Origin of the sequence: Rhodococcus sp. ARC_M6, assembly GCF_022810305.1 — a bacterium.
Taxonomy (GTDB): Bacteria; Actinomycetota; Actinomycetes; order Mycobacteriales; family Mycobacteriaceae; genus Rhodococcus_F.
Genome location: NZ_JALGQH010000006.1, coordinates 65071 through 82524 on the forward strand (window position 1 = coordinate 65071; position 17454 = coordinate 82524).

General features: G+C 60.5%; 14 protein-coding genes and 1 pseudogene. 4 read left to right on the forward strand and 11 right to left on the reverse strand.

The genetic code is table 11. The annotated features are described in order from the left end of the window. Nucleotides 1–100: 100 nt before the first annotated feature. Complete coding sequence (locus tag MTX36_RS09740; RefSeq protein ID WP_243619521.1) at nucleotides 101–922, reverse strand: TauD/TfdA family dioxygenase; 822 nt, start codon at nucleotides 920–922, stop codon at nucleotides 101–103. Between the two features lie 84 nt (nucleotides 923–1006). On the opposite strand from MTX36_RS09740, the gene MTX36_RS09745 reads away from it, so the two are divergent. Together MTX36_RS09745 and MTX36_RS09750 are read left to right on the forward strand one after the other, a co-directional pair. Further along, entirely contained in the window at nucleotides 1007–1576 is a 570-nt protein-coding gene (locus tag MTX36_RS09745) for a TetR/AcrR family transcriptional regulator (protein WP_243619522.1), read from the forward strand. Between the two features lie 247 nt (nucleotides 1577–1823). Further along, nucleotides 1824–3323 carry an MFS transporter gene (locus MTX36_RS09750; RefSeq protein ID WP_243619523.1) on the forward strand — a complete coding sequence of 500 codons (1500 nt, stop codon included), beginning with the start codon at nucleotides 1824–1826 and terminating at the stop codon, nucleotides 3321–3323. A 171-nt stretch (nucleotides 3324–3494) separates the two neighbouring features. On the opposite strand, the gene MTX36_RS09755 is transcribed toward MTX36_RS09750, so the two are convergent. Further along, entirely contained in the window at nucleotides 3495–5129 is a 1635-nt protein-coding gene (locus tag MTX36_RS09755) for an NAD(P)/FAD-dependent oxidoreductase (RefSeq protein WP_243619524.1), read from the reverse strand. A 55-nt stretch (nucleotides 5130–5184) separates the two neighbouring features. Here MTX36_RS09755 and MTX36_RS09760 point away from each other — a divergent pair, with 55 nt between their 5' ends. After that, nucleotides 5185–6960 (forward strand): thiamine pyrophosphate-binding protein, encoded by a 1776-nt coding sequence (locus MTX36_RS09760; RefSeq protein WP_243619525.1) that lies wholly within the window; start codon nucleotides 5185–5187, stop codon nucleotides 6958–6960. A gap of 25 nt (nucleotides 6961–6985) precedes the next feature. On the opposite strand, the gene MTX36_RS09765 is transcribed toward MTX36_RS09760, so the two are convergent. The 3 genes and pseudogenes from MTX36_RS09765 to MTX36_RS09775 form a co-directional block, all read right to left on the reverse strand. After that, a complete protein-coding gene (locus MTX36_RS09765; RefSeq protein ID WP_308198211.1) occupies nucleotides 6986–8917 on the reverse strand; it encodes a thiamine pyrophosphate-requiring protein in 1932 nt (643 codons plus the stop codon). Between the two features lie 186 nt (nucleotides 8918–9103). Continuing rightward, nucleotides 9104–10037, reverse strand: a pseudogene (locus MTX36_RS30235) (RNA-guided endonuclease InsQ/TnpB family protein); the annotation flags it as partial. Nucleotides 10038–10198: 161 nt separating this feature from the next. Next, nucleotides 10199–11245 (reverse strand): hypothetical protein, encoded by a 1047-nt coding sequence (locus tag MTX36_RS09775; RefSeq protein WP_243619528.1) that lies wholly within the window; start codon nucleotides 11243–11245, stop codon nucleotides 10199–10201. A 299-nt stretch (nucleotides 11246–11544) separates the two neighbouring features. Between MTX36_RS09775 and MTX36_RS09780 the strand changes: the two genes are divergently transcribed. Beyond that, complete coding sequence (locus MTX36_RS09780) at nucleotides 11545–11751, forward strand: transketolase C-terminal domain-containing protein (RefSeq protein WP_279394436.1); 207 nt, start codon at nucleotides 11545–11547, stop codon at nucleotides 11749–11751. A 29-nt stretch (nucleotides 11752–11780) separates the two neighbouring features. Here the strand turns inward: MTX36_RS09780 and MTX36_RS09785 are convergent, their stop codons facing one another. From MTX36_RS09785 to MTX36_RS09810, 6 genes are all read right to left on the reverse strand, one after another. After that, nucleotides 11781–13385 (reverse strand): class I adenylate-forming enzyme family protein, encoded by a 1605-nt coding sequence (locus MTX36_RS09785; protein ID WP_243619530.1) that lies wholly within the window; start codon nucleotides 13383–13385, stop codon nucleotides 11781–11783. 18 nt (nucleotides 13386–13403) lie between these two features. Beyond that, a complete protein-coding gene (locus MTX36_RS09790; RefSeq protein ID WP_243619531.1) occupies nucleotides 13404–14603 on the reverse strand; it encodes an acyl-CoA dehydrogenase family protein in 1200 nt (399 codons plus the stop codon). A 68-nt stretch (nucleotides 14604–14671) separates the two neighbouring features. After that, on the reverse strand, nucleotides 14672–15640 hold the full coding sequence (locus MTX36_RS09795; RefSeq protein WP_243619532.1) for an NADPH:quinone oxidoreductase family protein: 969 nt from the start codon (nucleotides 15638–15640) through the stop codon (nucleotides 14672–14674). Then, nucleotides 15637–16068, reverse strand: coding sequence for a MaoC/PaaZ C-terminal domain-containing protein (locus tag MTX36_RS09800; RefSeq protein ID WP_243619534.1), 432 nt, complete (start codon nucleotides 16066–16068; stop codon nucleotides 15637–15639). The genes MTX36_RS09795 and MTX36_RS09800 overlap by 4 nt, the downstream gene beginning before the upstream one ends. Then, on the reverse strand, nucleotides 16065–16514 hold the full coding sequence (locus MTX36_RS09805; RefSeq protein WP_243619536.1) for a MaoC family dehydratase N-terminal domain-containing protein: 450 nt from the start codon (nucleotides 16512–16514) through the stop codon (nucleotides 16065–16067). Before MTX36_RS09805 ends, MTX36_RS09800 begins: the two co-directional genes overlap by 4 nt. A gap of 33 nt (nucleotides 16515–16547) precedes the next feature. Beyond that, the gene (locus MTX36_RS09810) at nucleotides 16548–17423 is read right to left on the reverse strand and encodes an SDR family NAD(P)-dependent oxidoreductase (RefSeq protein WP_243619538.1); all 876 of its coding nucleotides are present in this window, start codon (nucleotides 17421–17423) and stop codon (nucleotides 16548–16550) included. Nucleotides 17424–17454 lie beyond the last annotated feature (31 nt).

The window sequence follows — 17454 nt, forward strand, 5'->3', positions numbered from 1 at the left end:
TCCACTATGGACCGGGGGAACCACGTGCCGTTACTCCCCGTCTCACGAGACGGGAGGTTTTATTGCAATATCGGCAAACAGATCGGTCGAACCCGCTGGACTAGAACGGTCGATCCCCGTCGATCACTACGCGGTGCATCAGTCGCGGCTGCGTGTAGTCCGCTACCGCATAGTGCTGGGTGCAGCGGTTGTCCCAGAAAGCGACGGAACCTGCCGTCCAGGTGAATCGGCACTGGAACTCGGGGCCGCGAACGTGATCACACAGGAAGGGCAACAGCATTTCGTTCTCACGTTCACTGAGTCCGTCGATTCGCGTGGTGAACGTCCGGTTGACGTACAACGACTTTCGTCCCGTTACCGGATGCGTCCGGACTACCGGTTGTGAGATCGGCGGGTAGACGTCACCGAGAGGATGGTTACGGTGCGTACTCGAATTCTTGAAATCGTGTGTCGCCGTCATACCGTCGAGCATCTCCTGCAATCGAGGTGACAATGCTTCGTAGGCAGCTTCCATGTTGGCCCACAAGGTATCTCCGCCAGTGGACGGCGAGATCAGCGAACGCAGAATCGATCCCATCGGTGGAGTGGCCTGGAAGGTCGCGTCGGAGTGCCAGATATCGGCATTGGAGCGCTTCGGCTTGGTTCCACCACTGGCGAGCGCGTGAACCTCGGGTACGTCCTCGGCTACCGGCGGCAGGAAGGCGAAATGCTGAGAAACTCCGAAGTGTGCAGCGAAGTCCGCATGTGCGCGATCGTCGAGTTCTTGATCGCGGAAGAACAGCACTTTGTGTTCGAGCAGTGCCATCGACACGAATTCGATGTCCGCGGCGGAAGTGCGGGCAAGATCGATCCCGGAAATTTCGGCACCGATGACAGAGGTGAGCGGGCGGACGGCTGGGTTTACCAGTGACTGTAGACGCATGTCTACAGATTAGGCATTCTGTCGGTCATGTCAAGAGCAAGTTTGTTGCCACCCAACATTTCTCGCCCACGATAGGGTGGACCAATGGCACCTGAATCCATCCCGAAACCGACCGGCGCAGAAGAGGTCAGAGCTGCCGTAATCGAGGTCGCGGGCCGGCATTTCGCAAAAGTGGGCACCAGAGCGTCGCTACGCGACATCGCGGCCGAGGCACGGGTCAACCTGGGACTCATCCACCGCCACATCGGCAACAAGGACGACTTGTTGCGCGCAGTACTGGAATCCCGCAGTCAATCCGGGCTTCAGATCGTCGAATCGACAGCCGATCCCAGCGACGCGATGTCGGAGATCTTTCGTGCCACCATCGCCAACGGCTTGTCCGTTCGAACGCTGGCCTGGCTACTGCTTTCGGACGAGGACCGCGACAAGTTTCCGGTCCAGTTCCCGGCGATCGAAGAACTCAAGCGCCGACTCGGAGCCGGTTCCCACATCGACCTGATCGGCGCTTTTGCCCTCACCTACGGATGGACCGTCTTCGGCGAACAACTTGTCGACGCCTTCGGAAACAGTCCGGACAACAAGAGTGACATCGACGAACGACTTGCCCTCCTGGTCGGCAGGCTCGTCTCACAACCGATCACACCGGAGGCGTAACCCCCCACACGTGGACGACACTGACCACACAGGTCCCGAACACCTTCTCCCCCAGCACACTTCAGGCGCCAACCGGACCGAATGGTTTGATTGACAGATCGCACACGGCCGCACCCACAGGAAGGCCCTGGGCGCCGGATTCGTCGGAGTACGATTCCTCCCGATGACTGGGAGAACTCCTAGACGAAGATCGCGTGCTACACGGAAAGTGACTGACATCACGTCACCTACCAACCTTGGAGATGCCATGGCAAACGCCGTGCCAGCAGCTACACCTTCGGGCTTTGACTCCGATACCGAATCGCGCTCCAAAAAACAGTCGATTCTCATCATCGCGCTCATCGCATTGATGACCGAAATCGTCGCCTTCGAATTCACTCTCATCAGTCCCGGGCTCACTGACATGGCCATCGCGTTCAAGACCAATCAAGTGGGACTGGTCATGACCGTTCCCTTGCTCGTCGGTGGTGTGGTCGTTCCGATCCTCGGAAAACTTGCCGATGTCCACGGTAAGAAGAAGATGCTGATGTGGGCGAGCGCGTTCTTCCTCCTCGGCACCGCAATCTGCGCAACCGTCACCAACTTCAACTTCTTCCTCGTCGGGCGTGGCCTGCAGGCAGTCGGTCTGGCATCGGCGGTTATCTGCTACGGATTGATCCGCGACTTGATCCCCGCTCGCTGGGTCCCTTTGGGCGTAGGCGGAATTGGTGTAGGAATTGGCGCATCGTCCCTCGGCGGACCACTGATCGGTGGCTGGCTCATCGACAATCACGGCTTCCGATCAGCCTTCTGGTTTCTCTTCGTCTACTCCGCAGTAGTCATCCTCGCCACTGCGGTGTTCGTCCCCGAGTCGAAGGTCCGCATCAATCACACCATCGACTACCTCGGCGCAGCGTTGCTCGGACTCGGTGCCAGTTCACTGATCTTCGGAGCGATCCGGCCTGATTATCGGGCGGTCGCCTTCACCGTCGGTGTAGCGATGATCATCGCGTTCATCGTCGCCGAACGCCGCATCGACCAGCCTCTGATCTCGATGGGGCTCCTCTCACGGCCCGGGGTCTGGATGACACTGCTGATTGCCGCCTGCTACGGCGTGTACAACGGCGCAAACGGCGCGCTGATGCCCCAGATGCTCCGCACCCCCGCTATTCCCGGCAACGACGAGTCGGGTCTGGGATTCACTGCCACCGGATACGCTATGCACTACGGCTTACCGTCCGGACTGGCCGCAGCGATCTGCGGCATCCTCGGCGGGTGGTTGGCCCGTAGGTACTCACCGCGTTTCGTGATGATCTTCGCGCTCACCATGTGTCTGCTCACCGCCGTCCTTATCGGAGTCGGCGCAGTGGATACCCCCTCCATGACAATCCTGGTCGCTATGGTGGCCGGCACCGGAATGGGACTGTACTTCGTCGCCTCCACCAATCTCCTGATCGAAGCGGTTCCTGCCAACACCCAAGCAGTCACCGGTTCGATGAAGTTCACGTCGGAGCAGGTCTCCGGAGCACTCTCGAGCGCATTCTTGGGAGCCTTGGCCGCAAACTACGTCCTCATGCTCAATCCGACTACGCAGCAGCCGATTTCCTCCGTGCAAGGCTTCGAATACGGATATCTCATCTGCGCGGCCGTGCTCGTCGTGGGTATCGGCGTCGCGCTTATCATGCGCCACGGACGCACACCGGCGACCGGTGGTGTCAGCTCGAACCAGACCGAAAACTCGGTCTCGGCAGCACAACTCGCACACTAGCGGTCGACGGTACCTTCCACACACAACCTGCTCAAATGAATTGGCGCCCTCACCGGGGCGCCAATTCGTTTGTCGTTGCTTACTCCACCCTCACAGATTCGAAACAAAATGGCTGTACCCCGCCACCTTGGGTGACGGGGTACAGCCATCTATCGAGAAGCCGGCGGTAGATCAGTCGTCTGATGCGACCATTTCAAACCCCTTGTACCCGGAAGCACTGACGTCTTCACAGATTTGCCGGTAGGTGCCGAACCCGCCGATGAACGGCATGAACACCCGCGGCTTACCCGGAATGTTCGCGCCCAGATACCACGAGTTGGCCGAAGGGAAGAGGGTACGAGAGGCCCGTTCGGAGCACTCCTCCACCCACGCATCGGTGGCGGAGGTCGTGGCTTCGACTGTGCGCAGGCCATGATCATCGAGGTAGGTGATGAAATCGGAGATCCAGTCCGCATGCTGCTCACCGGCCAGAATCACGTTCGCGAGCACACCGGGGCTACCCGGCCCGGTCATGATGAACAGGTTCGGAAATCCCGGAACACCCAGTCCCAGATACGTTCTCGGACCCGCTTCCCAAGCCTGCTTGAGGGTTACCCCACCCCTGCCGGTCACGGAGATTCGTTCCAATGCGCCCGTCATGGCGTCGAAGCCCGTAGCAAAGACTATGTCGTCGAGTTCGTAATGCTCGGACATAGTCTTGATCCCAGCCTCGTCGATCGCCTCGATCGGATCGGACTTGAGATCCACCAGGGTGACGTTGTCCCGGTTATACGTCTCGTAATAGTTGGTGTCGGTGACGATTCGCTTTGTCCCGATCGGATGATCCTTGGGAATCAGCACTTCCGCGACCGCGGGATCGTCGATCACCGAGCGGATCTTGTCCTCGGCAAACCGTCGAGCAGTGTCATTGGCTTCGATGTTGCTGGTTTGGTCGGCGAACGTCTTGCCGAACAGCACACCGCCGAGCGTCCAACGCTTGTTGTAGGCCTCGATGCGTTCTTCTTCCGATACTTCCAATGCACTACGGGGATCCGCCGTGAACGGTGACCCGCCGCCGCTGAGCCTCGACAACCGTCGGCGCTCTGCGTAATTGGCTTTCTGCTCCCGACGGGTTGCTTCGTCGAGTACCGCGTTCCCAGCCGGCACGCTGTAGTTCGCGCTGCGCTGAAAAACATAGAGTTGATCAGCTTGCTCAGCCAGAAGCGGGATCGATTGAATTCCGGACGAGCCTGTTCCGATGACCCCGACTCGTCGTCCGGTGAAGTCCACACCCTCGTGCGGCCAATGCCCGGTGTGATAAGTGTTGCCCGCAAAGGTGTCTCGCCCCTCGATGTTCGGAACATTCGCGGCCGAAAGGCAACCCGTGGCAAAGATGCAGAACCTCGAAGTGATGTCGTGTCCTTGATCCGTGGTCACGCGCCACAGTGAAGCCTCCTCGTCGAATTCAGCGCTGAGAACTCGGGTGTCGAAGGCGAAGTCACTGCGCAGATCGAAACGCTCCGCAACGAAGTTGATGTACGAGAGAATCTCAGGCTGGGTAGCGTACTTCTCGCTCCAATCCCATTCCTGCTGAACCTCTTCGGAGAACGAGAATGAGTAGTCGACGCTCTCCACATCGCAGCGTGCGCCCGGGTAGCGATTGAAGTACCAGGTCCCACCGACATCGGATCCAGCTTCGAAACCCTGGACTGTCAAGCCACTTTGGCGTAACTTGTGCATCGCGTACATACCGGAAACTCCGGCGCCGACCAGCACCACGTCGACTGTTGCAGCTTCTCGCGAATGTCCCGGGGACGGTTTACTCATAGTCCTTATTCCTTTCGTGTGAAACACACTGACCGCCACAGGGGCAGCCGAGTTCATGGACGGGACGCTACAAGTGATGCGCCCCGATGCGGAACGCATTCTCCCGGCCAGTGGGTTACTCGAGATCCGCAGCAGATACACCCAGGGAAAGAGATTGTCGATGAATATGTTCGAGACGACAGATGAGATCACCGGCGGAATGAGTGTCGCGTTGGCGCTCCAAGCAATGGACGTCACCACCGTCTTCACCATTCCCAGCGCACACAACATGACGATTCTGCGATCGATCGAAGACCTCGGGACCATCAGGGTTGTCGGTTGCCGCCACGAACAAGGTGTCCTTCACAGCGCCGACGCCTACGCCCGGGTCAGTGGCGGACTAGGCGTGGCGATAGTCAGTGGGGGTCCGGGCACCGCCAATACGATGGGCGGATTGTACGAGGCTCATCATGCGTCTTCACCCGTCCTTCTGATCACCAGCCAGGTTGAAACCGGCCATCTCGGCCGCGGGCGCGGCTACGTTCACGAGGCCGAGCATCAGAGCGAGATGTTGCGCACCGCATCCAAGGAGACGGTGACGGTCGAATCAGTGGATGACATCGCGACGACTGTCCTGAGACTTGGCCGCGCCGCCCGTTCGGGCCGTCCACGGCCGACGTGTGTCGAGATTCCGTTGGACCTTCAGGACGCGGTCATCGGTGACCCGCACGCGCTCGACTGCCTTGACACAGATATCCGTCCGCTAGTTCGCAAGGCCCCCGATGCAGTCAGCATCGAGGAAGCCGTGGCGTTGCTGTCCCAGGCACAGACGCCGATCATCTGGGCGGGAGGCGGCGTGGTCCGCTCCGACGCCGGCGCTGCGTTGAAGCTCTTCGCGGAGCGCTGGGATGCACCGGTGATCACCAGCCGCGAGGGTCGCGGCGCCATCTCGGAATTGGATCCTCGCAGTCTCGGCGGCTATGCGACACTTCCGCCAATGCGTGAGTTCTTGGATACGTGCGATGTGATGCTCGCAGTGGGCACACGGTTCCAGATGTATCCGACGGCGCAATGGAATCTGAAACTACCGCCCACCGTGGTTCATCTCGACATCGATCCAACGATGATCGGATTGAACTATCCGGCTGCAGCTTCCGTGATTGCCGACGCCGCGGCCGGACTCGACAGTCTCACAAAATCCATGCCGTCGACCGTCGATGCCCCAACCAGAGCCGCCCACCTCGAGGCCGGCCGCGACGCTGCGGCGGCAGCACGCGAACTGGTGGCACGTCAGGCCGGCACAGATCACCTTGCGATCAGTGAGATCATCACGAGACTGAAGCCCAACGACGGCGCGTTGGTCTGCGACGCTACAGTTCCCGCGTACGTGTGGGGCGATCGACTGGTCCCCGTCACGGATGCCGGAACCTCTGTTCGTTCGACGGCAGCCGGCATCGGACCTGGCATGGCGATGGCGGTGGGCGCAGCTCTTGCCGCCGACCAACACACGGTCCTGTTACAGGGCGACGGCGGATTCATGTTGGGTGTAGCCGAATTAGCCACCGCCGTACAGTCTTCCGCGAAGGTGATCGTGTGCCTTTTCGACGATCACGGATACGGAATGCTGCGTGGAATCCAGAGCACCATCGGCGACGGTTCACATCATCACGTCGATCTGGCAACCCCCGACTTCACTGCCCTGGCATCGGCATTCGGCGCCCAGGCCCGTCGGGTTTCCGATGTCGGCCAGTTCGAATCGGCGTTCACCGAGGCACTCGGACACGACGGTCCGACGCTCATCCATGTCGAGATGGCGGCTCTGGCTCCATTGCAGCGCAACCTCGGGACGTGAGAATCATTCAACTACCAGGAGGCCGTCAGCGAAAGTTGTCGGGTACCGGCGATATGTACGTGTCGCCGCCGTGTGTGGAGATGCGCAGCTCTCGCGAGGTGATGAACTCCAGGAGCACGGGGCGACCGGCCTCCGTCTGTGCGATTCCGCGCTTCAGGGCGCCGGCAATCTCACTTGGATCGTCGATACGCTCGGCGTATGCACCCAACGAGCGGGCCATCGCGGTGTAGTCACCCGAGATGTTCATCGTGCCGAACTTCTTCTGGGACAACCCCATCGCGTTGGTCTCCATCGCCATGTACGAGTTGTTCAAGAGGATCGACAAGATGGGGATCTGCTCTCGCACGCAGGTTTCCAGCTCGAGCCCGGTGAATCCGATGGCAGCGTCACCCCAGACATTGATGCACAACTTCTCGGGGTGAACCAGTTTCGCGCCCATCGCGAGGCCGAGCCCGTAACCGAGTTGAGTGGTCTTTCCCCACCCGAGGTAGGACAGGGGCGCGACAGACTTCCAGAACGGTGACAGCTGATCCCGTGGCGAGCCCGCGTCGTGCGTGATGACGGTGTCTGCGGGATCAGTCGCCTGGATGAGTTCCCAGATCACTCGATATGCGGAAACAGGATTCTCGTCGGAGGTGAGAAGTGGCATCCATTCCGCCAGCCACGCGTCGTACACCTCACGAATTTCGCTCACGACGGCTTCACTGTCTCGAACGGTGCCGTCGGTCAATTCTGTCACCGCCGCCAGCAGCGCGTCGAGGGTGAGCGCGGCGTCGCCGACCAACCCGATCTCGGTTACGACCGAATTATCGAGGTGTGCCGGATCCAGCGTCGCATGAATCACCCGCTTACCCTTGGGAATCGCGACGCCGAAATCGGTTGGAGTGAAACTGCATCCGACGCCGAGAATCACATCCGCTTTCTCGAGGAAGTGATGGACAGTACGAGGCATTGCTCGTCCGCCCGTCCCGAGAGACAGAGGGTGGTTCTCCGGGAATGCACTCTTGCCTTCCTGGGTCGTCAGGACCGGGATGGCCAGCATTTCTGCACACTGCTGCAGCTGCGACCAGGCCTGCGCGTAGTGCACACCCTGACCGACATAGATGACGGGACGCTCAGCCGCGACAAGCAGTTCTGCCGCGCGTCGCACAGCGACCGGGTCCGGACCGGATCGGGTTCTGACAACTGGCTGATAATCGAAGGGCACAGTGACGTCTTCGAACCACAGGTCGCGGGGAATCTCGACCACAACCGGCCCGCCTCTTCCGTTCTTCAATCGGCTGAACGCTCGACGGAAAACAGGAACGACCTGGTTGGGATCGTTGATCGGTTCGACCGACTTCGAAATTGAACGCAGGCTGATCGTGGAGTTGAAATTCGGCGCGAGGTGGGCTTCGTCTCTCCGATAGCCCATCGGGAGAACCAGAATCGGCACGGACTCACCGTACGCTTGCGCAACTGCTCCCAGACCGTTCTCGATTCCAGGTCCGTGCTGTGTGGCATAGACGCCGATCTTTCGACCGCTCGTAACCCGTGAAATTGCATCTGCGATATGGCCGCCGGTTCGTTCAGCTCGCGTGATGACCGGCCGAATATCCGCATCCGCCGCATATTCGAAGACGTAGTTCAGTGGGTACCCGCACACGATCTCGATACCTTCTGCTTCGAGAATTCGGGCTACAGCTTCGCCGAATTTCATGGAATCTCCCTCTGGTTCATTAATGAAATGTTTGCTACTTGAAGTGCAGCCGAGATCACCCGATCGAACCGCATTCCGCAAGAAATCATCCCGCCTAGCGGACCTTCGGTCCCGATCGTGACTGAGCCCGGCACACGCGCTCACTCGATCTGCGATGCGGTCAGATCCGCTTCCCAGGGAGGTCTGAATCCCCCTGTCCCCCAGTGCTCGACGGTACAGATTGCCAAGCGGCCGAAATGTAGCAAATGTTTGATACACCGGTTAGTGTTGGCGCCTGGACGACTTGTCGACAACAACTCGAAGAACGACCCAGCAGTGGTGGCGTGACTTGACTTCCTCTCGGCCGTGAACCGACCGAGATTCCCTACAGGACTCACACCCCGTAGTTGCCCCTGAAACTCGCGTCCCAGAGTTCCTGTTTCACAGACAGTTGCCTCTACACGCTTACGCGAGCAGAGGACTCACACCATCTCCACAGGCTGAAACCGCCAGTCCGACGGCCAAAATGTTGATCGCAGCATTGATATCCCGATCGTGATGGGCACCGCACCGGCACGTCCACACCCGCACGTCCAACGGCAACGACTCGACCACAACACCACATACCGAGCAGGTTTTCGACGACGGATAAAACCGGTCGATCGCGATTACCTGCCGCCCGTACCAATCGGCTTGGTAGTCGAGCATCGACCGGAACTCCGACCACGCCGCATCCGAAATCGCCCGCGACAAACTGCGGTTCTTCAGCATGTTCTGCACACTCAAAGTCTCGACGGCGATCACTTGGTTTTCGCGTACCAGTCGAGTGGAGAGTTTATGCAAATGATCGCGCCGCCGATCAGCAACACGCCCATAGATTTTCGCTACCTTCAACCGGGCCTTCGCCCGGTTCGCCGATCCCTTCTGTTTTTTCGCCAGCGCCCGTTGCGCTTTCGCCAACCGGACACGATCCTTCGCCTCATGACGCGGGTTGTCGATCTTCTCCCCCGACGACAACGTGAACAGGCTCGTGATCCCGGCATCCACGCCGACAGTGGTCCGTCGGCGTCAGTGCAGCGATTTCGGTCTCGACGAGAATCGAAATATGGTACTGCCCACGAGAATTACGGGACACCGTCACCTGCGAAGGAATGGCACCGTGGGGCAATGGTCGCGACCATCGGATGTCCAACGGCTCCGACTGCTTCGCCAACCGAATGACACCGCCCCGGTAGGTGAAGCAGTTCGAAAAATATGTTGCCGAATCCTTCGAGACACCCCGCTTCTTGAACGTCGGATACCGGGTCTGCTTACGCCAGAACTTGTCGAACGCACTCTGCAGTTGCCGTAACGATTCCTGCAGTGGGCCTTTCGACGGCTCCGCCAACCATGTGGTGTCCGGCCAGTTAACTGCACTAGAGATGGGTATCCTGCCGCCAACGACAGGGGTGCGCGATGGACGACGTACGACGCTTGCTGGGACACCGCAGCCCGCTCGCCCAGGTACCTCAGTTTCGACGTGCGCCGCTGCGTCAGAAGAAACCTCGGCGAGCGCCGTCCTCAGGCCGGGGCGATACCGAGTTCCACACCCACGTACGACATGTCGTCGACGCCCTGGGCATTCGAGAATGCCTGGAAAACAAGCTCGTTGGGATGTGCCACTCCCGCGACATCGCGCAAGGTCACCATCGTCCGAACGGCCAGTTCGTGCATGGTGGGATGCGTCGTGTCCATTCCGGTCGGCGGGCCCAGCCAGATCGGCGCGTCGACAGCCCCGTGATGATCGGGCGTCCACTGCCACCCGAGAACGCTCATCAGCCGGTTGATTTCCTTCAGGTCCGATCTTGCAGCATCCCCGAAACCACACTCGCTGTCGATGTCACCACCGGAGTTGTAGAACTGTACGTCAACCTGGTTGTTCGATCCTTTTTGAGGGGCATCCAGGATGACATTGCCCAGCCACGGCAAAGTGGCCAGAACCCACTCGAACCGCGTGACGAACTCGTCCCACCCTGAGCACCGTGCCGGAAGGCCGGACAACGTCGGACGGTCGGAAGCGACCTCGCCCACCCGCTGTGTGCGGGTGGGGCCGAAGTTGTTGTAAGAGCTGACACGGAGCCGGTCAGGAGTCGTACCCAGTCCGTCGCGCAACACCGCGACGATTGCAGCGGCGATCTCGTATCGTTGGTCGTCGGCATTGTGGCGCCATCCCGTTCTCCACTCCCGCGCGTACTCCTCGACACGCCGGCCCCCGTGTTCGACGTCGTGATCGCGGCCGATACGGATTTCGACAGACTTCCACAACGGCTGGTCGAGTGGCACCCAACGACCGGACTCACGGTCACGGACCTGGGAAAACAAGGTGGTCCGCTGCGACTGGATCACCGCCCGTAATCGGGCAGCCGTCACTGGTTCATCGGGCACCGTCACCCTGATATCAAGTCCTTTGTCGTCTTCTCGGAACAGGATCCGCTGCCCGGTCAACGTGTCTCGCAGTTGAAGGCTGTCGCCATCCGTCGGCGAAATCAGCGTCTCGTTGTCATCCCAGTCCGGGTACAGCACCAGTTGGATGTCCTCAAACAGACTGGTCCAAACGTCATCAGCCACAACCACTCCCCGTTTCCGAAACCTCCCGACAAACCTCCCGACAACCTACCGACACGCCCCGACACGTACGTTTCCGACGCCAACAAACAATCCGCCTCGGTAGCCGGGCGACAATCTCCAGACTGTCGAACGGTTCCGCCTTGTTTCAGACGAGAAGGCTTGCTTAGTGCAGAGAAGGATCCCGTTTCCAGCCGGTCAGCATCTTCGACGTATCGGCATACGAGACACGTCGTTGCTCCTGCTGCCACGCCCGCGAGCGCTCCGCGAGCGCCCGGTTGTAGACGTGGACCGGCGCGATCCTGACGGTGGAGGAGCACAACGTAATCGGCGGTCTGGGTTCTGCGGTGGCCGAAGTACTCGGCCGCAATGGCGTCTCCACCCGACTCGGAATCGTTGCACTACCAGACGAGGATCTCGAGGTCGGCGTTCCTGCGGACCTACTTGCCCACTACGGCATTACAGCCGAGGGCGTCACCCGGCAGGCATTGGCACTGCTGTCCAGATGACATCAGAAGTCGCGTGGAAGTTGGCCGTCTCACACTCGCGAGAGGGCCAACTTTCGCACCTCGCCCTTGGCAACTTTCCCACCGGGCCCAGTGGGAAGGTCGTCGACAAAGACCACATATTCCGGAATGTATTCGGTGCTAATTCCCTTCGCGCGCATCCATTCCGACAGTATCGCCGTGGAAAGTTCGACACCGGATTCGGCGACCACCACGGCGCACACCCGCTCCCCGAAAACGTCGTCACGCACCCCGACCACGGAAACAGCTCGAACTGACGGATGCGCGCACATCAGTTCTTCGACGTCGACTGCGGAGATGTTCTTACCTCCGCGGATGATGATGTCGGCAATGCGTCCGACAACCCGTACCCGACCGGCAGCGTCGATATCCACTATGTCCCCGAGCAACATCCATCCATCTACCGTGTAAAGCTCGGCGTTCGCGTCTTCGTCCTGCCAGTAGCCCAGCGATTCGAGCGGCCCGTGGACAGCAGGTTGTCCACGCCGAGGCTCACCCTCACCGCCATTGTCAGAGAAAATCCGCACGTTCATGGACTCGATGACATGCCCGCAGGTTCTCAACCGAGTCTCACGGTCGTCATCGAGCGTGGTCTGACTGACAGCACCGGCTTCGTTCGAACCGTAGAACTGCAAAACCTTGGCACCCGTTCGCTGTTCGAATGCCAGCGCCTCGGAGTAGGGAACCGCTTCGCCACCCGTGTAGAGCACTCGGAGACTGGACAGGTCTGCTTTACGCGCCCGTTCCGATCGAAGCAACATCTTGAATTGTGTACTGACACAACACAGCACGGTGACTCGTTCGCGCTCGATCAGATCTATCATCACCTCGACGTCGAACTTCTCCAGGACGGCGGTGCGTGCACCGAGCAGAGTGGGCAAAAAATGGGCAGACCACAGCCCGAAGCCGAACGGCGCCGGTACTGCCGAGCAGAAAACATCGACGTCGGTGATCCGCGCACCCACCATCGCCAATCGTGCGAATTCGATCCACTTCTTCTCGTTGTGCGCCACTACTTTCGGCAGTCCGGTGGTGCCCGAGGTCGAGTTCAGCAGCGTGGTGTCGGACGTAGTGAAGACTCCGACACTGTTGGACGACTCAGATGACTCGACGCTACTGCGCGCCTCCGTGCGATCGGTGGTACCCAGCTCCACCACGCCGTCGTCATCGACCACAATGACGCTGAGAACCGTCGCCCCACTTCGCTGCAGGTCATCGACAACGTCGTAACAGCTGCGGCCGCGGACTGTTGCGGTGGTGATCAGAACCCGGCAGTCGGCTTTGACCATCAGGTGCGCGATTTCTCGTGTCCCGGAACGAAAACCGATTCCAGCTGCGACCCGGCCGGCCCGATAGGCGCCACACAATGCGGCATGCACTGCCATGGTGTCGGGGAGATAGATCGCCACACCGGAACCGCCGACCGATTCTGCGGCAGCGAGTGCTGCGGCGATTCGGTCGGCGGTCAGATCGTAGTCGCGCCAGGTGTAGCGGCGGTCCCCGGTGACGAAGGCTACCGAGTCGGGCTTGCTCGCGGCCCGGTGACGGACGACCTCGCTGATACTGACGTCCGAAAAGGCTTCAGGGTTGTCTGCGAACGTACTTCGACCCAACATCTAGTGCCTCTGTTCTTGTCAGCGATACTTGCGGATCTCGGTCCGCGCGACACTGCGGATATGGACTTCGTCCGGTCCGTCGGCAATTCCCAAAATCCTGGCACTGGCCCACATCCGGGCAATGGGGAAATCCTCGGTGACTCCCCCGCCACCGTGGCATTGGATGGACCGTTCGAGAACAGAGCGTGCCACTCGCGGAGCGATGACCTTGACCGCGGCAATTTCGATCGCGGCTTCCTTGACACCCATCTGGTCGATGATCCACGCGGTCTTGAGAACCAGCAGACGCGCCTGCTCGATCTCCATGCGGGACTCCGCAATCCACGTCCGAACAACACCTTGGTCAGAAATCGGACCACCGAAAGCGTCGCGCGACAACGTTCGCCGGACCATCAATTCCAGTCCACGTTCCGCCATTCCGATGCAACGCATCGCGTGATGGATTCGGCCCGGACCCAACCGAGCTTGTGCAATGGCAAATCCTTCACCTTCACCAGCGAGAATGTTGGTTACGGGCACTCGCACGTCCGTGAACGTAATTTCGCAGTGTCCGTGCTGATCGTGGTAACCGAAGATCGGTAGTGACCGGATGATCTCGACGCCCGGCGTGTTCACCGGTACCAGGACCATCGACTGCTGGCGGTGGGGCGCCGCCTCAGGGTCGGTCTTGCCCATCAAAACCAAGATCTCGCAACGTGGGTCGGCGGCGCCCGTTGTCCACCACTTGCGACCGTTGATGACGTATTCGTCGCCGTCACGAACGATGGAGGTGCTGATGTTTCGAGCATCCGACGACGCGACAGCAGGCTCGGTCATGGAGAACCCGGAACGCATACGGCCGTCCAGCAGAGGCTCGAGCCACTGCTCCTTCTGCTCGGGCGTGCCGAACATATGAAGGATCTCCATGTTGCCGGTGTCCGGTGCCGCGCAATTCAGCGCTTCCGGCGCGATGTAAGGCGACCGTCCGGTGATCTCGGCGATGTGCGCATAGTCGAGGTGTGAGAGCCCGGACAGCGAGGGAAGGAACAGATTCCACATCCCCTGACGCCGAGCCTCGGCCTTCAGTTCTTCGACCACAGGCGGCAACGTGTGATTACGCGGCCCCATCTCTTCCATCTGCTGCGCGTACACCGACTCGGCCGGATACACATGATCGACCATGAACGCGTTCAAGCGGTCCATGATCTCCTGGGCTGCCGGGCTGGGAGCTAGGTCCACGATAGAAGTCCTCTCAGTTCTCACAATATGAATGCGTGTGTATGCACGGGAGATCGATTCCGAACCGATCAGTCGCGGACCAAAATCACCTTGCCGGCAGCCTGCCGATTCATCACGATGTTCAGGGCTTCGGACGCGTCGTCGAACGGCAAGGTCCGAGACACGTGCGGCACCAGCAGCCCCTGCTCGTACCAGTCCAGCAACTGACGCATGTTGCTCGCATTCTCGGCCGGGTTCCGTTTCGCCCACACGCCCCACAACACACCGAGAAGTGAGGCCGACGAGATGAGTAGACGGTTCATTCCCACCTTCGGAATGTCGCCACTCGCGTATCCGACGGTCAGGTACCGGCCGCCCCATTGGAGCGCCCTGATTGCAGCCTGCGCCGCGTCGCCGCCGACCGGGTCGTAGACGACGTCGACGCGTTCGCGTGTCTTCAGTTCGGATGCCAGATCACACTCTGCGTAGTTGATCAGTGTCGACGCACCGTGCTCTTGGCACAGCGCCAACTTCTCGGCGGTGGATGCCGCGGCAATGACCTCGGCTCCCAAGGCTCGACCGATCTCGACAGCAGTGAGCCCGACACCGCCAGCCGCACCGAGCACCAGAAGTCGTTCTCCGGCTGCAAGTCCCGCTCGGTCTACGAGGCCGTGGTAGGAGGTTCCGTATGTCACGGAGAATCCTGCGGCGTCAGGGAAGGGCATCGCGTCGGGAATCGCGAATACTTGTGACGCTGGTACCGGGACCTGCTCGGCGTAACCGCCGATTCCACAGAACGCCAGGACACGAGTCCCCACGTTCAAACCTTCGACACCGTCTCCGACTGCCCGGATTACGCCGGCCACTTCGGATCCCGGAGTGAAGGGCAGGGGCGGCTTAGTCTGGTAGTTTCCGGCGACCATCAGTCCGTCCGGGAAGTTGATGCCGCAAGCCCGGACATCCACGACCACAGTTCCCGGTGCCGCAACCGGGTCCGGCACATCGGTAAGCCGGAGGACATCCGGCTCACCGAGCGTGTGGCACTGGTGCGCCTTCACCCCGACACCACACCGGGAGCGATGACGAAGGTTGCCCACACCCGCACCGCGACGCCGCCCGTCTGGCGGGCGCACTCGAGTTCCACGTCGACCTTGCTCTCGGTGTTGTCCTGATATTCCTTGACAACCTTGGCGGTACACGTCAGGACGTCTCCGGGCCACACTTGCTCGAGGAATCGAATACGGAAGGACCGTACGTTCTCGGCACCGAGCCAGTCCGTCGCATAGGTGCCCAGCACTCCGGCCTGGAACATTCCCACGGAGAACGGACTCTCGAATCCTGCGGCCTTGGCGAAGGTCTCGTCATGATGAATCGGGTTCATATCCCCCGACGCACCTTGGTAGCGAACGAAGTCCGTGCGGGTTACCGGTCCGATGGTCCACGGCCGCGGTGCCGTCATTGCGGTGGGCTGTGCTGTCATGGTCATGATTCCTCCGACGGTGCTCGTCCGGTCTCGACGCCGGTCATCTTCGCCTGCGCCACCAAGGTTCCGTTTTCGTCCACGAAGTCGGTGACCATGACTGCGAAGGTCATTTCGCCGCCTCGTCGACCTTCCTTGGTGAAGACGTCGGTGATCCGTGAGCGGGCCTCGAGTTTGGTTCCCGCTCGCGGCGGCGGACCGAAGAAGGTGTATTCCTGTTCAGCATGCAGACCTCGCTGCTGATTCAGTTCGACTGCGCTCCAAGGGTTCTGATCGCCGGACTGCCAGAAGAACGTGGTGGTCAAGAAGGTCGGCGGACTGACCGGGTTTTCCGAGTCGAGGTACTCAGGATTGGTGCTGCGGATCGCGTGGGCGAATTCGCGGACCTTTCCGCGTTCCACGTCGAGCCGGAACGGTGTTCCCGTTACACCCACGGCATCTTTGTTTGCCATAGCTCACTCCGAGTTTCTTTGTCGTAGGGTCGCTTACGCGAAGGTCTTCATTTCCGTCGCCAGCTCTTCGAGTGTCCAGCGTGCGTCCTTCACGATGCTCTTGCCGTACGACCAGCCGAGGAACTGCTTGATCTCGCCGCCCTTCGCATAGAAGACCGAGCCGTTGGTGTCGCAGTCGGCGGTGAGCAGGTGCGCGACCACCGGAGACACGTTGCCCGGGTGGTAGACGTCGAAGTCGTTCGGATCCGCCGGAACCGCCACCATCTCGGCGATTCCGGGGACGTTCTCTGTCATTCGAGTGCGCGCGACCGGGGTGATGGCATTGACGCGCACTCCATAGCGGCTGATTTCCTGCGCCAAAATCACAGTGAGCGCGGCAATCCCCGCTTTGGCGGCGCCGTAGTTGCTCTGCCCGACTGCACCGAGAAGCCCCGACGTGGACGAGACGTTCACGATGGATGCTGCGACGGCGTCGCCGGCCTTGGAACGATCACGCCAGTGCGCGCCGAACACGCGGCAGGGAGCAAACGTCGCGCGAAGCTGACCAGCGATCACGGTGTCCCATTCTTCTTCACTCATGTTCACGAACATCCGGTCGCGGAGAACACCCGCATTATTGACCAGTCCGTGAACTGCGCCGAAGTTCTCCACTGCCAGATCGAGAAGGGCCTGAGCTCCGGCGACTGTGGTGACGTCCGCGGTACTGGCGATTGCGCTGCCACCGAGAGCTGTGATCTCAGCAGTGACCGCTGCGGCCAGAGCGTCATCCGTTCCCGAGCCGTCGGCGGCGGCGCCGGTGTCGTTGACTACGACGTGCGCGCCTTCCGCTGCAGCAAGGAGCGCGTGTTCGCGCCCGATTCCACGGCCGGCTCCGGTGACGACAACAACACGACCTTCAAGCTGATTCATCAAAGTCCCTTTCGAATACGTGTATCAAACA